The following is a 15,341-nucleotide window of genomic DNA, read 5'->3' on the forward strand; positions in this document are numbered from 1 at the left end:
CAACTTCCGTGGTCGACCCACTTCGGCCCTTCGACCGCCGCTTACGAAGGTCCGCACATCGACAGGCAGCAGCCGATCGCCTGTGACCTAACATGTGTGGCTCACTGCACTCCGCCGCTTCGCACAGAGCCGGCAAAATCTGCGGCGCGAAATTGCGGTGGGCATGTCACCACCACGTCCATGGAAGTTTCAGATTCATTACGGGTATAGCGTTCGCGTAATGCAGACCATAAATAAGTTTTACTTTCCGATTTTCCGTCGCGCCGCCATTGTGTGAGCCAGACAGCCCGTCTATAGACACAATTCATGCGCTGCGCAGCCGTATCCATGGAAAACGTGGCTATCTCTTGAGATGACCATTTCTTAAGATTCCTTAAGAAATCGTTCGTTGATCGTCATCGTTCAGGAGCGGGGAGAAACTTCAGCACTCGGCCGATCCCTGGACCGACTGTCGGGCCAATAAACGGAAAGGAGACAGATCGATGGAAAAGCGCCTGATGACCTTGATGTTGCTCACTGCGGCCGCATTGGCCGGCTGCGGAGGTGGAGATAACGTCAGTGCACCGACACCGCCAAAGCTACTGACGAACATCGCCGTGCCCAATGCTTCGAGCCCACCATTCAGTTTCGACATCGGCTACGTCGAGGCCGGCAAGTACTTCCTTACCGATCGTAATAACAAAGCAGTCGATGTCGTGGACACCAAATCGAACACGTTGATCGCACAGATCCCGGGGCCATTCGTCGGTGCTGGCTCCACAACAAATGAGTCCGGTCCCGACGGAATTGTAGGCATTACCGGCACGAACACGATCTTTGTCGGCGACGTCGACTCAGTTAAGGTGATCGATACGGCTGCGCAAAAGACGGTCAACACAATCGCCATCAGCAATTCCGGATCGCGCGTCGATGAGGGCTGCTACGATCCTGACGATCATCTCGTGATGTATGCTAGTCCCGGAGACTCGCCGCCTTTCGTCACGTTCATTTCCACGCTGACACAAAAGGCGGTGGTAAAGCTTCCTTTCAACGGTTCGTCTGGGCTCGAAGCGTGCACATATGATCCTGCCTCGAAGAGCTTTTTGATCAACAATGACGGGACCTCTGGCAATCCGGATGGCGAGCTCGACGTTATCACCGCCAGTTCTATAGTGGCGGGCAGTCCTTCTGTCAGCAAATCGTTTCCACTAGGGAAATGCGGACCGACGGGCATCGTGCTTGGCCCGAATAACGACGTGCTCGTTGGATGCGATCCGCCGGCCGGCGACCCGCTCATCACGCTGATCCTCGATCGTGCGAGTGGCGCAATTCAAGCCAGCCTGCCATTTGGCGGGGTGGACCAGGTCAATTACGATCCGGCTTCCAACCGCTATTTCCTGCCGGCCCGGCATTACGTCACGAGCGGTACCGCTGCAGCTTCAGGATTTAGCCCGCAGATGGGCGTAATCGATGGCGCGTCACGGCAGCTGCTCTTTAAGATTCCGGTGGGTACAGGGGCGCATTCTGTCGCCATCGACAGCACACTTGGGCAAGTGTATGTGCCGTTCCAGCCCGGCGCGGCAGGATTCCCCAACGGCGGCATCTCGGTGTTCTCGACCCGCTAGTCTTCCGATATGGGTCATAGTCTGGCGGCCCGACTTGGATGACGATTGTCACAGACATCTTTCAACAATGGTTGGATCGGCGCTCCCACCAACGCTTCACGATCTGACGGGTTACGGGTCTGGAGCGCTGGTGGTGACCGTCCTTCATCGTAGCTGGAACGGTCGTTCGCAGGCGCATCCTACATGGCTCACTTTGGCCGGCCAGTGTCCCCTTACTGTCCGGCCGATCGTGGCTTAAGCCTCCGTCTGTTCTGCCATCTCGAGCGCATCGTCGACCTCGATGCCGAGATATCGCACTGTACTTTCCAATTTCGCGTGGCCGAGTAGCAGCTGTACCGCCCGCAAGTTTTTCGTGCGGCGGTACATTAGCGACGCTTTGGTTCGCCGCATGGCGTGCGTCCCGTATGCCGTATCGTCAAGCCCGATCGAACCTATCCAGCGATGCACCAGGCGGGCGTATTGACGCGTCGAAAGGTGCGGCGATCCGTGAATGCGACTCGGGAACAGAAAATCGGAAGGCGACAGTCTCGCTAACTTGATCCAGGCTTCCGTGCTATCTCGGGTTAGCTCGGTGATTTCGAACTGAACCGGCCATTGCGTCTTCTGCTGCATGACCATTGCCCGTGAAGCAACGCGCTGACCAAGGCAGATATCACGTACTCGCAGTTTGGTCAGATCGCATGCTCTCAACTTGCTGTCGATGGCCAGATTAAACATCGCAAGATCGCGGGTTCTTGCCGCCAGTTGCAGACGGATCCGGATCGCCCAGATCTCTTTCAGTTTCAGCGGTGGCTTCTGCCCCGTCAACTTGCCATTATTCCAGGGCACATGCGCCGCACTGAGAACGGTAGTTGCGTCCATGACAATCTCCTTTCAAGTGAAGGGAGTGCCAGTCTGCGCCGATCACCGGGACGATAACCGACCAGCTTCAAAAAATCCGGCAGCACCTGAGGTTCTGTGCCATCGCGAGTATGAACATAACGAATGCATTATCAGTGTTGATATTAGTTGGTAACGCTTGGCAAACTGGATTCGCCGCGTCAACGAGGTTTGGGGGCCCGTCACGGCAGGGGGGCCGCCGCCAAGGAAAAACACGGTTCAGAGTGTTTCACGTCCGTTAAAGGTGCCGGCGAAAGTCACGATTTCGGGTACAAACGACACCTCGTCGTATCAGTGGTATCCGACTTTCTTCGTCGAAGCATTTGTCCATGAGGTATTTCTCGTCGCGAACCTCGCAGTGCCTGGTTCGGCGAATTTCTACACTCTATCGATCACGGGGAATGAAGATCAGTTACCAACTGAGGCGAGACTTTCACAATACGCATTCGAAGCTGGGTGGGCTAATTCATTGAGCGGTGAGTGGCCAAAGGTGGGGGCTTTGCCGAGAGGAGATGTATTCGAGTGGTTCAAGGCCTTAGACCTTGGCTATAAGCAGCGAGCCGGCACGGGCATCGAAAAGGCACTGTATGTCTTGTTGCACATGGCCAAGGATGATACTCGGATAGACTCTGTAGTCTGGATATTCCATGGACTCGAAGCGCTGTTGTCAACACGGGTTGGAGAGAGCGTGTCCGGAATGGTGCGACGGCTAGGGGCGGTTCCGGAGCTGGATGCACGTACGCGGAAACTACTGAATCAAAGATTGCGTAAACTTTGCGACCTGCGTAGCTCGTTCGTGCATGGAGGTTACTCTGCGCTACATCCTGCCAGCATCTATGGTCCACCCCGTTTTTGCAACCCTGATCTTCGATGGCGAGTTGGCTTGCCTAAATCTATTCGGCGTCATTGTGGGGATTGCTCCCCGCGCCACGATGAGATTCGCGCCTGACGATCCTTAAAAGTGGGTCGGCTTCGAGAAGCCTGTTTGGCACTCAGGTTCTTCGTCAGGCCGGGTGCGCCGTTCACGTCATCAATTTTCAGTCGTCGCAAAACCAGTTGGGTGATTGTGGTCAATAAAGATGAAGCTGTGTTCGTTCAGGCCGGGCGGGTTGCGAAGCCGGCGTCGAATGTGGTTTGGCGCGCAACGATGGCCCAGGCGGTTCGGGCCAGCTTGTTGGCCAGCGCGCACGCCACCACGTTTGAATGCCGCTGCGCCAGCATTGCGCGAACCCACTCTGCCAGACGGCCGGTTCGTTTCTCCAGGCCACGCATGTAGGCTCGGGCGCACAGGACGAGCAGGCGCCTGACATTTTTGTCGCCGCGCCGGCTAATCCCGAGGAGGTTGGCCTTTCCCCCCGTACTGTATTGCTGGGGAACGAGCCCAACCGATGCCGCAAAATCGCGACTGCATCCATACTGCTTTGCGTCGCCCATTTTCGCGGCTAACGCGCTTGCGGTGACCGGGCCGATTCCCGGGATGCTCATCAGGCGCTGTCCGACCTCGTCGTCAGCGAGCTGGCGGGCCAGCTCCTGGTCAATTCCACCAATCTGTTCGTCGAGGTACTTGAAGTGCTCATGAAGGCGTTCGAGAATCACAACGAGCCGCGGCGGCAGTTCCTGCATGGCAAGCACGGCTGGCAGACGTGTGACGGCGGTCTTGCCCACCGGCAGACTGATGCCAAACTCGAGGAGAAAGCCATGCATCTGGTTGACGGTTCTGGTGCGCTCACGCACCATCGATTCACGCACACGATGCAGCACCGAAAGCGTCTGCTGCGATTCCGTCTTCGGGGTCACGAATCTCATCGCCGGGCGTGACGCTGCTTCGCAGATTGCCTCGGCATCGACGAAATCATTCTTGTTTGACTTGACGAATGGCCTGACGAACCGCGGCGAGATCAGCTTGACCGTGTGCCCGATTGCGGCCAGCTTGCGGGCCATATGATGCGAACCGGCGCAGGCTTCCATGACGACGGTACAGGCATGGAACGTCGCGAAAAATTCGATCAGTTGTTTGCGGCTCATTTTTTTGCGGAACACAGCTTTCCCCTTTGCGTCCTGCCCGTGCAGGTGAAAGGTGTGTTTGCCCAGATCGATACCAACGAGCGTTACGTCGTCCATGATGGTCTCCAGTCCGGTATGAACACTGCCAGCCTACCCTGTCCGGCGGGGCGGGGTGGACCATTCCATTAGTGGAGTTGCGACACAACCACTTATGGAACGGAGACCCCAGATGAATGCTACGACATACGGACTCGACATTGCAAAACGGGTGTTCCAGATGTACTGGGTCGACGCCCAAACTGGCGAGATCGCGAATCGGAAGTTCGGACGTGACGATTTAATTGCGTTTCTGGCGCAGCGCCCCGCCGGTCGCGTCGCTCTCGAAGCTTGCGGAAGTGCTCACTGGTGGGCGCGTAAGATTCACGCGCTCGGACACGAGGTGGTGCTATTACACGCCCAATTCATTCGACCTTTCGTGCAGACGAACAAGACCGACGCGGCGGACGCCCGGGCAATCTGGACTGCAGTGCGGCAACCCGGCATGCGCACCGTTGCCGCCAAGACAGAGGATCAGCAAGTGATGCTAAGCCTTCATCGTATGCGCTCGTTGCTCGTCAAGTTTCGAACGATGCAGATAAATCAGCTGCGCGGATTGCTGTATGAATTCGGCGTTACGTTTCGCGCAGGACGCGTAGCAGGACTCGACGAGATCAGAGAGCGCATGGCAGAACTCGAAGACACACTGCCACGATCGATACTTCTTAACCTTCTCGAACAGTTGCGTCGCATCAACGTGTTTGAGGAAGACATCAATCAAATCGAGAAGCGGATTGGCGCCTAGCAGAAACACGAAGCGGCATGTCGTGCGATCTCCGAAGTGCCGGGCATCGGCCGCCTGACTGCAACGGCCTTGGTAGCAACAATTGGAGATGTGAAGACATTCAGGTCGGGGCGCGAGTTCGCAGCGTTTCTGGGGCTTGTTCCTCGTCAGAATGGTACCGGCGGAAAGATACGGCTGGGCTCGATCTCCAGACGTGGCGACCCATATCCAGGCCATCGTTGAGATCGGTCTGAAGCCCGGCCGTGCCGCCGAACGGTTAGGCCTGAGCGTGCGCCAGGTCGAACGGCTGGTGACTCGGTATCGTGAGCGTGGGCCGTCTGGCGTGGCCTCAGGCAGACGTGGCCGACCGGGTAACCGCAAGCTCGATGCGGGGCTAGCGGTGCGGGCGCTGACGATCATCCGCGAGCGCTACGCTGATTTCGGACCGACGCTGGCGCGCGAGAAGCTCGATGAATGTCACGGCATCCGGCTGGCCCAGGAGACGGTCAGGCGGCTGATGACCGAGGCCGGGTTGTGGGTGCCGCGCACACAGCGCCCGCCGAAGGTCTACCAGCTGCGGGCACCTGCCGAGGCGCGGTTGACGGAGGCGCCGATCCACAGGGTGACATCGAGCACCGCGTTCAGGGTCGACGTCACCGCACCAATCCGCTATACGGGACAGTAAGCGCACTCGCGCTTATCACCGGAATTTGAAAGACGCCTGGCGGCGTCCTTCAAGTCGTGTGGAGTGCTACGAGGTACAGCTCGAAATCAGCATTTAGAACCGGTGACGCAAGCCGATCGCCGTGACAAGCTGCTTGTTAGTCGAAGACTGCGTCATGCCGTAGACGCCGGCGTTAAATATAGAGTTGCCATTGCCGCCGCCGACGAGCTGATAGACCGCTTGCGCGTACACGTCGGTGCGAGCGGACAATTGGTAGTCGGCCTGAACCACAAAATTGTTCCAATGCGGGTCGGCCGCCGGTCCGGTTGATCCGCCCGAAAACGCACCCATGGTGTACGTGTAGGACGCTCCGAGGCTAAAATCGGGCCGCACGAAATAGCGACCGTTGATCTCGAAGTTGTCGAATTTCATCGACTGGCCCGAGATGGGGTTGGTGGCGCCGAAAAGCGAGTTGATGTTGTAGGTAACGGAATGGGTGTATACGAGGCCGACGGAAGACTTGTCGCCGAACTTGTACTGAGCACTGGCGCCCCAGATTTGTTGGTCGCCGCCCCCCGCCAGCTGGTCGCCGTCGTTTATGCTCGATGCGCCTGCCGCGTTCGGCGATGCTGCGTTACGGTTGAGTTGAAGATACGCGGCCCCAATATTGATCGGACCGTTGGAATAGCTGGCGCCCAGGCTGTATGCGTTGTTGTTCCCGCCTGCGCCCGCCATGTTGGAGAACGCATACATCGCGCCGGCCTTGAAGCCGCCGTACGAGATGCTGCTGAACTTGACCGAATTGTTCAGACGCAAGTCGTTGTCCAGGTTGTCATTGTCGTACGGGTGGGAGGCAAGATTGCCGCCGAAACCCCCTCCCGTCCCGCTATTCGGTGCGACGTAGTCGACAATGAAATCGTATTGACGGCCCAGCGTAAGCGTTCCGTACTCATTGGAACTGAGACCAACCCACGCCTGGCGGCCGAACAGGTCCGTTTGCGCCGCTGTTGAATTTTTGAGCGCGCCATTGTTCACTGTAAAGCCGTTCTCCAAGTCGAACACGGCGTGCAGACCGCCGCCGAGATCCTCATTGCCGCGCAAGCCCCAGCGCGAGGTACTCAGGCTACCAGAGGTCAGCAGAAATTGGCTGGCACCTTGGCCAGTGCTAGTTTTCGCGTTGTTCGCATAGACCACGCTCGTGTCGATGATGCCGTAAAGCGTCACGCTGCTTTGCGCATGTGCTGCCCCTGCCAAAAGCATGGCCGACGCAATGGCCAGATTCTTCAACTTCATTTCAGATTCCCCGATAACGTAAGTCGTTCCTAACAGGCGATTCATGATCGCCAACGCATAAGCGTGCGCAGTATAAGTTTTCGTCGGCGCGTCAAGGCGGGAAGACACGGTTTCAGAAACCTAAACAAAGTGTCATGAATATTTAGCAATCGATTGAGAAACGACGCCGGACGCACGTGGGCACAACGAGACGCAGAAGATACGGCGCTGCATTGCACCGTCTCCTGTCGCGTACCTGCCACATTTGCAAATAAAACTACGAATACAAAGGATCAATGCGCCTGAAACAGCAAATGATTAGTAAGTTGTTCGTAACATTGTGCGTCTCACGGTTTATCCGTTTATTCCGCTTTAGCGAATGCGCGTAGGGCGCGGTGAAGGCGCGCGTAGTGACCGCCGTGAGGCGTGGGTCGGACGCGGCAATCTGTGGCTGGAGTCTCGGCGAGCCGTGGAGAACCCCGGCGCGCCGGGGACGGGGGCGTGACGGTACGTGCGTGGAACAGTCATCGGACATGGACACCGACCCTATGACAGAGGAGTCTTAGCGAAGCGGACGCGGCTCACGTGGATGGTCGGAGGCGCGGCACGAACTCCGCGCCGGATTCGCTAAAAATTCTTTTAGCCAAACCGCTCCGCTGGCGCTGACAGCTATTGACATCGAAATCTGAGCCACCGCCGTCAGCGCTTGAATTTGAAGCTGGCTCGCGCTCGACGAGTCGTCGGTGGCCGTCGCTTCACCAAATGGCGACTCGTCGCTCATCAGCAGACGTTCGCCATGCGACTGCAAAGGACCGTTCATGGCCGATTGTCCGCGTTCAGCTTTCTGTGCCCTTAGCCGCCGCTCGAAAACATACCCCCATGCCAATAGCCGCTTTGTGGCAGCAAGCGCCGCCGGAACAGCCGCTAGAGCACGCGCACTGGCAGAAAGAAGCCGGGCCGGCATGCAACCCACCGTTCACCATCGGGCAACAGGCCTCCCCCGGGAACGATGCCGTGCACGTGAGGATGGTGTGTGAGTGCCGAGCCCCATGTGCGCAGCACGAGGGTCGCGCCAATCTGCGCGCCCAGATGTTTTGGATCGGCAGCGATGGTACGGAGGGTTTCGGCGGCAACGTCGAACAGCAGACCGTATATCACCGCCTTGTTGTACCAGGCGATCGCGCTGATCGCCGCAGGCACATTCAGACCCTGTCGGCAAATTCGATCGCAACTGGCTCAAGGGTGCGCTGGATGATGCGATCCCTGCGGTGCTGTGCGGTGCCGGCCACAATCTGCGGATGATCCTCAGAAAGCTGAGGATTTTTACGCCGTCGTTCTCAACATGCTGCTCAGTCCCGCGATCGCCACGCTATTGGCGCGATGATCCCGCAGCAGAGCAAAACGAATTGTTCAGAACCGGCTATCTATTATTTCTGACTGCCGGGGCCGATAACGCAAACGATTGCGCGCATGAAATGGCCGACGCGATTCATCTAAGAACGAATACAGGCCATGCAAAGACGTCAAAATTTTTTTGCATATCTTCCCAATCACGCCCGGAGCATTTTTAACGGACACTGGCAGCGCATTATCGGAAGAACGGAGCGATTTAATGACCCGATCAACCTCATATCAGGTCGTGTATATATATTGATTTTAAGAAAAGACGATCGGAAATGCTTTCGTGTCACAAAAACTAAACACACGGCCGACAGAATCGCCGGGTTTTCATCCCCCTTCCAAATTCTTACAAGAATCATGAAAACCCTAGGCTTATTGATAGGCACAAGACTATCCCTTATTTTAAGAGAGTCTTTGTGTCCTCAGATACGTGGGGCCGCTCCAAACAGCGCATGTCATGAGCCTACGATTTTCAGCCTGTAACGAATTTGTCCAAATCTTTATTGACCTATAACTCAAATGAAGAAGACTGTCATAGCCAGTTTGATCCCCGCCGCCATTCTCGCTGCGTGTGGCGGATCGATTAGCCCCGCTCTCTATCAAGGCGGCGCTCAGGGTCATCCTATCCTCAGCTTTGTGGATCCCTCGGCCACTTACGACCTGAACAATTACACGCAGAAGACGATGATCCCGCTTCCTCAGCAGGATCAGAATAATCCCCAAAATCTGCTGGGTGACGAAGCTTCGGGTATCGCTTTCGACACCGACACGAAGAAGGATCTGTATGTCATCGGTGATGGTGCGACCGCTGTCGTGCACACGGACCTTAATGGCAAGGTCCTGGATTCGATGGCCCTGAATCCGGGCGACTTCGAAGATACTGAAGGCATTACCTATATCGGCGGCGGCAAAATGGTTTTGGTCGAAGAACGCCTTCGACAGATCGACCTCTTCACCTATGTTCCGGGCGGTACGCTAAGCCGTGGTCAGGTCCGGTCGATCAAGACCGGCACGACCGTGGGCAACATCGGCATCGAAGGCGTATCGTATGATGCGATGACGGGTGGCTTCTTCGGTGCCCGCCAGACCCAGCCGGAAAGCATATTCCTGTTCAAGACTGATCCGGGCTTTACTACCGCGACTGACTCGGCGGGCCAGCCCATGACCGCTAACACGGACAATCCGACACCTCTGTTCCCGAACGAAGATAAAGTTACCGGTCTGTCAGACTTCAACGACGTGTATGCGCTGTCGAATGTGCTTCAGGCCTCCGCACCTGACTATGGCGATTTCCTGATCACGAGCGCCCCGGACGGCAAAGTCGAAAAACTGGATCGCCAAGGCCATATCAAGAGCTTCCTCAATATGGACCCCAAAGGCCAGAATGAGGGTGTGACCATGGGCAATGACGGCACCATCTATCTGGCGGGTGAACAGGCGGCAGGCCCGTCGAAACCCGGGATCACGATCTTCACGCCGACGACCAACGCCTCGAATGTGGGCGTGGGTTCGAACCTGTTCCTGACTTTCGACAAGGCGGCGGCCGCAGGCTCGGGCAAGATCACCCTTTCGAACGGTTCCGATACCCGCGAGATCGACGTATCCGATCCGACGCAAATCACGTTTGAAGGCAACACGGTCAAGATCCATCCCAAGTACTACCTCCAGGCCAAGACGACGTACAGCATTACGTACCCGGCCAACACGTTCAAGGGGATGGCCGCTGTTAAAGATCAGACGGCGCTCTCCTTCGCCACAATCGGCGTCTCGGATACTACGGCTCCAAGCCTGGACAGCATGTCCCCCGCTAACGGTGCGGTCGGCATCAGCGGCAATATGGACACGATGGTGTTCAATGAGTCGGTTATCGCTGGCACCGGCAATATCGAAATTTCGGGTGGTTCGGATTCCCGTCAGATCGACGTGAACGACGCATCGCAGGTTCGGTTCAACGGTACGAAGATGCTTGTGACGCTGAAGTCGAATCTTCAGCTCAACACCAAGTACACGGTGACTTTGAGCAAGGGCGTTGTTACTGACCTGTATGGCAATCCTGCCCCGCAAGTCACACAGACGTTCACGACCGGAGCGGGTGGCAATCAAATGCCGTCGATCATGATCACGGAAGTGAACTCGAATGCACTTGGCCCTCTCCCCACGGACAATCCGACCAAGCCTAGCAAGCAGGACTTTTTCGAACTGTATAACTATGGCTCGAATCCTGTTGACCTGACTGGTTGGGTCTGGGGTGACAATCATGCATCGGCAACGGATCTGAACAACACGGCTCCATTCCCCGCAGGTACGGTTATCCAACCGGGCGAACGCATCATCACCATGCCGGGTATTCCGGGCGTGAACGACAAGGCTTTCTACAAGTCGTGGAATGTCGCTCCGGACGTCCAGGTTCTGGCAATGGAGAACATGAACAATGATCCGGCAAACCTGATCGGTCTTGGAGGTGGTGACGCCGTAATCGTTTACGATGCCTCGGGCAAAGTTGCAGCGGCTCTGAACTATGGCCCTGCTCTGAGCGTAGCCCAGGGCGACGGTAGTACGGTCACCATTCCTTCAGTTCCGGGCTCGGATCCGACGTTGATTAAGGCGGCCAACCACGCGGGTTCGGTATTCCCGGGCACGGGCACCAAGGCCACGGACGGTCATTCAGCCGTGTGGGTTCCGACTTCGGGGACGGCCAATCCGATCTACCAATCGGCAGCGGTCGGTGACACTATTAGCAGCTATGCTGAACCGGGTGATGCTTCTGGCGGTTCGGTCGGTAGTCCCGGCAAGTAAAAACCGTAGCTTTGACAAAGCCCCTGACCAAAATGGCAGGGGCTTTGTCGTTTCATGGCGCATATTCACCGGCGAGACGGACCTGCAGACGCTGCCGCCGATTGATCCGTCCAGTCTGACGCGCTGGCGCAAGCTCCGGGTTTCACGCACCATCACCACCGTACCAGCGCATATCCCGCGTCTCATTCGAACGCTCACTCTCCAGCATCGCCGACAGGTGAGATGGCGGCATCCGAAGCCAGCGACCCTATTGACACGAAAGTCACAACGATGAGACCGGCGAAATGCCTGATTTTATGAATCATCCGCAGTGTCGACACGACGCGCGGTTCGAACATGACGCATCCGCCCCGACATCAATACTTGATGTCTCGGGCCGCCTGTCGCCCTCCCTGCTTGGTGTGACGCTTATCCTGCCGGCATTGCGAGTTGCTTTGCTGATTGGCGGCGCGGCAATCCTGCTTGTTGTGTCGCGCGCCCTGACGAGTATCTTGACGAACATCACGCCCGGCGCGGCGTTGTTGCGCTTGCTCCGTCGCCCATGACATTCCGGTCGAAGCCGTTAGAATCATTGCGATTACAAGGCCGGTGGATAGACGGTCCCATTTAGACATGGTGTGACCTCCGCTGGAGGGACTACAGACATCGCGGCGGTTCTCGCCGGTTGCAAAAAAAGACTGCTCCAAGCCGCGCACTTCTTTTGAACACGCAGCTATTGGCAGCTCGCATCTACAGCGCATCTGAGTGACGTTCGCCAACGACGACTCGCAATCACTGAGCAACAATTCAATGGGCCCAGTGTCATGACGATTCAACGCTTATTCCTTGCCTCGCGCTTCCTCTGGCAAACCTTCTTGGATTCCCTGTTCCGGCGGCAACGCGCGAATTCAAGGAGACACCTTATCCCATCCCGGCCCTGGATTGAACGACGTCATCGCCTCAGCCTTCTTCGCGCTGTCCCGACCGAGGTCGCGTTCATATACCTGCCCGTCATGGCTCACCGTGAAGCTCTTGATGCCTGTAGCGCCGTAACGGGCTGGCCACGCAATGACGGCAAAGCCACCGTATAGCCGACCATTCACCATGTAATCGTACGCGCCGCCTGGCGCATTGGGACCTTGGGCGCGGAGCAGCTTATAGTGATAGCCATAGTAGCCGGACTGCGCCGCATTGCGTGCGCCTGCACTCATGAAGGCTGGCCCAAGGGGGCTCGGTGCCTCGTCGGGGGCGGTGGTGGGCCAGTAGAGTCCGTCGTGCTTTCCCGGGCTACTTTCGAATTTGTCCGCATAGAGGTAGAGGTTCCTGCCGTCGTGATATGTCGACACGTATTCCCGTTGAGCATCGCAGATTGCAAGCATCGTCTGGATCACTGCGAGCTCGTTTCGTCCGATACGGCGAACACGCATTTCATCGGCGCCTGCGCGCATGTCGAATCGCCAGCCTTGTGACGTCTTTAAAAGCGGTATGGGAAGCGTCCAGCCTTCAGTGCCCACTGCGATCCGGGCGTCGTCGTTGTCGATCGGCTGAATCGAATGGGACGTCTGCCACTCGCTCAGGAACTTGTCCCGGATCTCCGCGCCCACAGGAGGAATCACCTGGCGGAAATCGGCACCGAGCAAAGCCCTCAGCTCTTGCTGGTCGTTGTTGGCCACGGCCGTTCCGAAGGCGTTCATGGCTGCTTCGGGTGTCTGGAAGAACTTCTGCGCGCTCATAGCCGGCATCGACGCAAGGCCGAAGGCCAGTAGAACAGTCACCCAGCTTCCGGACCTGGCGAGGGCGATCCTGATACGTGGTAGTCCCTTCATGGTCGTTCTCCTCAACGCCGCCCACCGCCGCCGCGGGCCCCGCCACCCCCGCGCGCGCCTCCACTAGCGGCACGGTTAATGCCCGAGGACTGCACGCTCGCCCGCCCGCGATTGTAGTCACGTTGGGCAGCAGCGCCTCCACCGACGCCCTGGAATGCCGTGTCGCGCCCACCGCCTGAGTAGCCGCCGCCCCTGGATCCGGCCTGGGCGCTCGTTGCACCGACGCGAGCGGGCGCCTGGGTGCGATTGTTCGTTGCCGCGCTTCGATTTGATGTCTGGGCGCGATTACCCGCCGCGACACCGGGGTTGGACGCTTGCGCGCGATTGCCGGCAGTGGCGTTGCGGTTTGCCGTTTGTGCACGGTTGCCGGCAGCGGAGTTGCGGTTGCCAGTTTGTGCGCGATTGCCGGCTGCACCGCCACGCTCGGACGTGTTGGCCCGATTGCCCAAACCTGCAGTATTCGCACCACCGCCACGGTTCGCAACATTCGCGTTATTCGCGCGTCCCGTGCGGTTGCCGGCTCCCGGGTTGCCAGTCGCGCTCCTGTCGGCCGGGCGGGTGCGCCCAGCAGTGGCGTCGGTGCGTCCGCGATAGTCACGTCGCGAGTCGGCTCCCTGTGCGCTCCGCGAGTACTTGTCGCGTGTTGCATTGTCACGATAGGCGACGCCTTGACGGTGCTGCGCGTCATGCTGCCACTTGCCGCCCTCCACCTTGGTGCGGTCGAAGTTGCGGTCGATGTTCGTGGCCCTGTTGACGTTGACGTTGACGTCGCCGTTGTTCCAGTTGCAATCGCTGAAGATCGCGCCGGCAGCGGCGATACCCAAACCCCACGCGAATCCGCTCGCGAGGGCAGCACCCGGGTAGTACGCCGGAGGTGGTGGCCAGTACGTCGGCGGGTAGGCCGGGGCGCTCCATCCGCCATAGACGGTCGTTGGATTGTAGGAGGGCACGTAGATGACCTGCGGGTCGGCCGGTTCGATGCGCACGATGGTCTGGGGCGTTGGGGCCGCTTGTCCACCTTGAACAGGTTGTCCACCTGGGCGCCCGGCTGGCGGCGCTTCGACTATCACCTTCTGCTGTGGGTTCGTTGTCAGGTTTCCAGCTTGTTGAGCGCGAACCCTCAATCGCTGCACGGCGGCAAGCACATCCTTTTCCTGGGCGAGGAATGCATCCCCGAGTCTCTGGGTCCAGTCGAGCTTGTCGTTCATCGGCAGCAGCACTTGAGGAAACGCGACCAGGGACTTCACGCTGACATCCCACTGCTGATCTTGCGCCGCTTTCACTGCAGCGTCGCCCTTGAGGTTCGCATGCTCCTTGATCCAGCGTGCGGCATGCACGACTTCGAGCGGATACGTCGACGCCATGAGGACCTGAGACAGCAGTGAATCGGGATAGAGTGCGATCGGCGCAACCAGCGCCTCGAGTTCCTCGGGAGGGTATTGCCGCGCCTGGGGCTGCGCTTCAGAAGCCGGAACTGCCGAGGCCGGTGCTGCCGAGGCCGGAAGTGGCGCTGCGGGTATCGCAGCCGCGGCTGGGGCAGACAGTTGGGCTGCCGCCGAGGCTGCCGGAGTCTGCTGATCCTGTTGCTTTTGACAGCCTATCAACAAACTGACGACGAGGCTGGCACTCAACAGTCGTGCAATCCATATCGTCATGGCAACTTCCCTGTTCGATTTGTGAGGCGGCGAATTGATCTCTATCGGAAGAGCGGTCAGCGTGGTGCGCGGCAGCCGGGTATTGAAATGCCGCTATACCGGCATGGCGTGGGTGCATGAGAAGGACTCGGCAATCGTCCCATCCCTGTATCCGTGCGGTTGCCTGCTCAGAATTAGCGCCGAATCTCGCCGTTTTCCATGCTCATCCTGGTGCTCCATAATCAGAGGGAGAGAAAGTCTCGGTGTGAACCCCAAGGTTAAATGCCTCCGTGCCCATTTTGCGTCTCCGGAATTGCGAGGGTGAGAAAACCCTTGCAGGTTTCGGCCGCGGCAAGCAGCCCTCCGTTCTAGATAGCGCACGGCAGTTTTCTTTGGGTACGTGAATACCGCTCCCGCACTCAAGCTTGTCGTGTCGAATAGCGTGCCCCGCGGAGCGTAAGA

Annotated in this window: 9 protein-coding genes and 4 pseudogenes; 5 read left to right on the forward strand and 8 right to left on the reverse strand. The window is 58.0% G+C overall.

The genetic code is table 11. The features are described from left to right. The first annotated feature begins 482 nt into the window (after positions 1–482). On the forward strand, positions 483–1,604 hold the full coding sequence (locus tag RI103_RS35385) for a hypothetical protein (protein WP_310818719.1): 1,122 nt from the start codon (positions 483–485) through the stop codon (positions 1,602–1,604). Positions 1,605–1,838: 234 nt separating this feature from the next. Here RI103_RS35385 and RI103_RS35390 read toward each other — a convergent pair whose 3' ends face one another. Continuing rightward, a complete protein-coding gene (locus RI103_RS35390) occupies positions 1,839–2,465 on the reverse strand; it encodes a tyrosine-type recombinase/integrase (protein WP_310818720.1) in 627 nt (208 codons plus the stop codon). Between the two features lie 1,113 nt (positions 2,466–3,578). Next, positions 3,579–4,604 (reverse strand): IS110 family transposase, encoded by a 1,026-nt coding sequence (locus tag RI103_RS35395; RefSeq protein WP_310818721.1) that lies wholly within the window; start codon positions 4,602–4,604, stop codon positions 3,579–3,581. Between the two features lie 112 nt (positions 4,605–4,716). On the opposite strand from RI103_RS35395, the pseudogene RI103_RS35400 reads away from it, so the two are divergent. Together RI103_RS35400 and RI103_RS35405 are read left to right on the forward strand one after the other, a co-directional pair. Further along, positions 4,717–5,535: pseudogene (locus RI103_RS35400) on the forward strand (IS110 family transposase); the annotation flags it as partial. After that, a pseudogene (locus RI103_RS35405) lies at positions 5,480–5,890 on the forward strand (helix-turn-helix domain-containing protein); the annotation flags it as partial. The pseudogenes RI103_RS35400 and RI103_RS35405, both read left to right, overlap by 56 nt. A gap of 195 nt (positions 5,891–6,085) precedes the next feature. Here RI103_RS35405 and RI103_RS35410 read toward each other — a convergent pair. From RI103_RS35410 to RI103_RS35420, 3 genes and pseudogenes are all read right to left on the reverse strand, one after another. After that, on the reverse strand, positions 6,086–7,309 hold the full coding sequence (locus RI103_RS35410) for a porin (RefSeq protein ID WP_310818722.1): 1,224 nt from the start codon (positions 7,307–7,309) through the stop codon (positions 6,086–6,088). A 496-nt stretch (positions 7,310–7,805) separates the two neighbouring features. Beyond that, positions 7,806–8,063: a hypothetical protein gene (locus RI103_RS35415; protein ID WP_310818723.1), complete on the reverse strand. Its 258-nt coding sequence runs from the start codon at positions 8,061–8,063 to the stop codon at positions 7,806–7,808. A 107-nt stretch (positions 8,064–8,170) separates the two neighbouring features. After that, positions 8,171–8,443 (reverse strand): annotated as a pseudogene (locus tag RI103_RS35420) (transposase); the annotation flags it as partial. A 14-nt stretch (positions 8,444–8,457) separates the two neighbouring features. Here RI103_RS35420 and RI103_RS39810 point away from each other — a divergent pair. Beyond that, positions 8,458–8,627, forward strand: a pseudogene (locus RI103_RS39810) (IS5/IS1182 family transposase); the annotation flags it as partial. A gap of 536 nt (positions 8,628–9,163) precedes the next feature. Next, positions 9,164–11,440 carry an SdiA-regulated domain-containing protein gene (locus RI103_RS35425; protein WP_310818724.1) on the forward strand — a complete coding sequence of 759 codons (2,277 nt, stop codon included), beginning with the start codon at positions 9,164–9,166 and terminating at the stop codon, positions 11,438–11,440. Between the two features lie 356 nt (positions 11,441–11,796). On the opposite strand, the gene RI103_RS35430 is transcribed toward RI103_RS35425, so the two are convergent. From RI103_RS35430 to RI103_RS35440, 3 genes are all read right to left on the reverse strand, one after another. Next, entirely contained in the window at positions 11,797–12,054 is a 258-nt protein-coding gene (locus RI103_RS35430) for a hypothetical protein (protein WP_310819383.1), read from the reverse strand. A 273-nt stretch (positions 12,055–12,327) separates the two neighbouring features. Further along, positions 12,328–13,245 (reverse strand): DUF2950 domain-containing protein, encoded by a 918-nt coding sequence (locus RI103_RS35435; protein ID WP_310818725.1) that lies wholly within the window; start codon positions 13,243–13,245, stop codon positions 12,328–12,330. Between the two features lie 11 nt (positions 13,246–13,256). After that, positions 13,257–14,765 carry a DUF3300 domain-containing protein gene (locus tag RI103_RS35440; RefSeq protein ID WP_409077069.1) on the reverse strand — a complete coding sequence of 503 codons (1,509 nt, stop codon included), beginning with the start codon at positions 14,763–14,765 and terminating at the stop codon, positions 13,257–13,259. Between the last annotated feature and the right edge of the window lie 576 nt (positions 14,766–15,341).

Source organism: Paraburkholderia sp. FT54 (assembly GCF_031585635.1).
GTDB lineage: Bacteria > Pseudomonadota > Gammaproteobacteria > Burkholderiales > Burkholderiaceae > Paraburkholderia.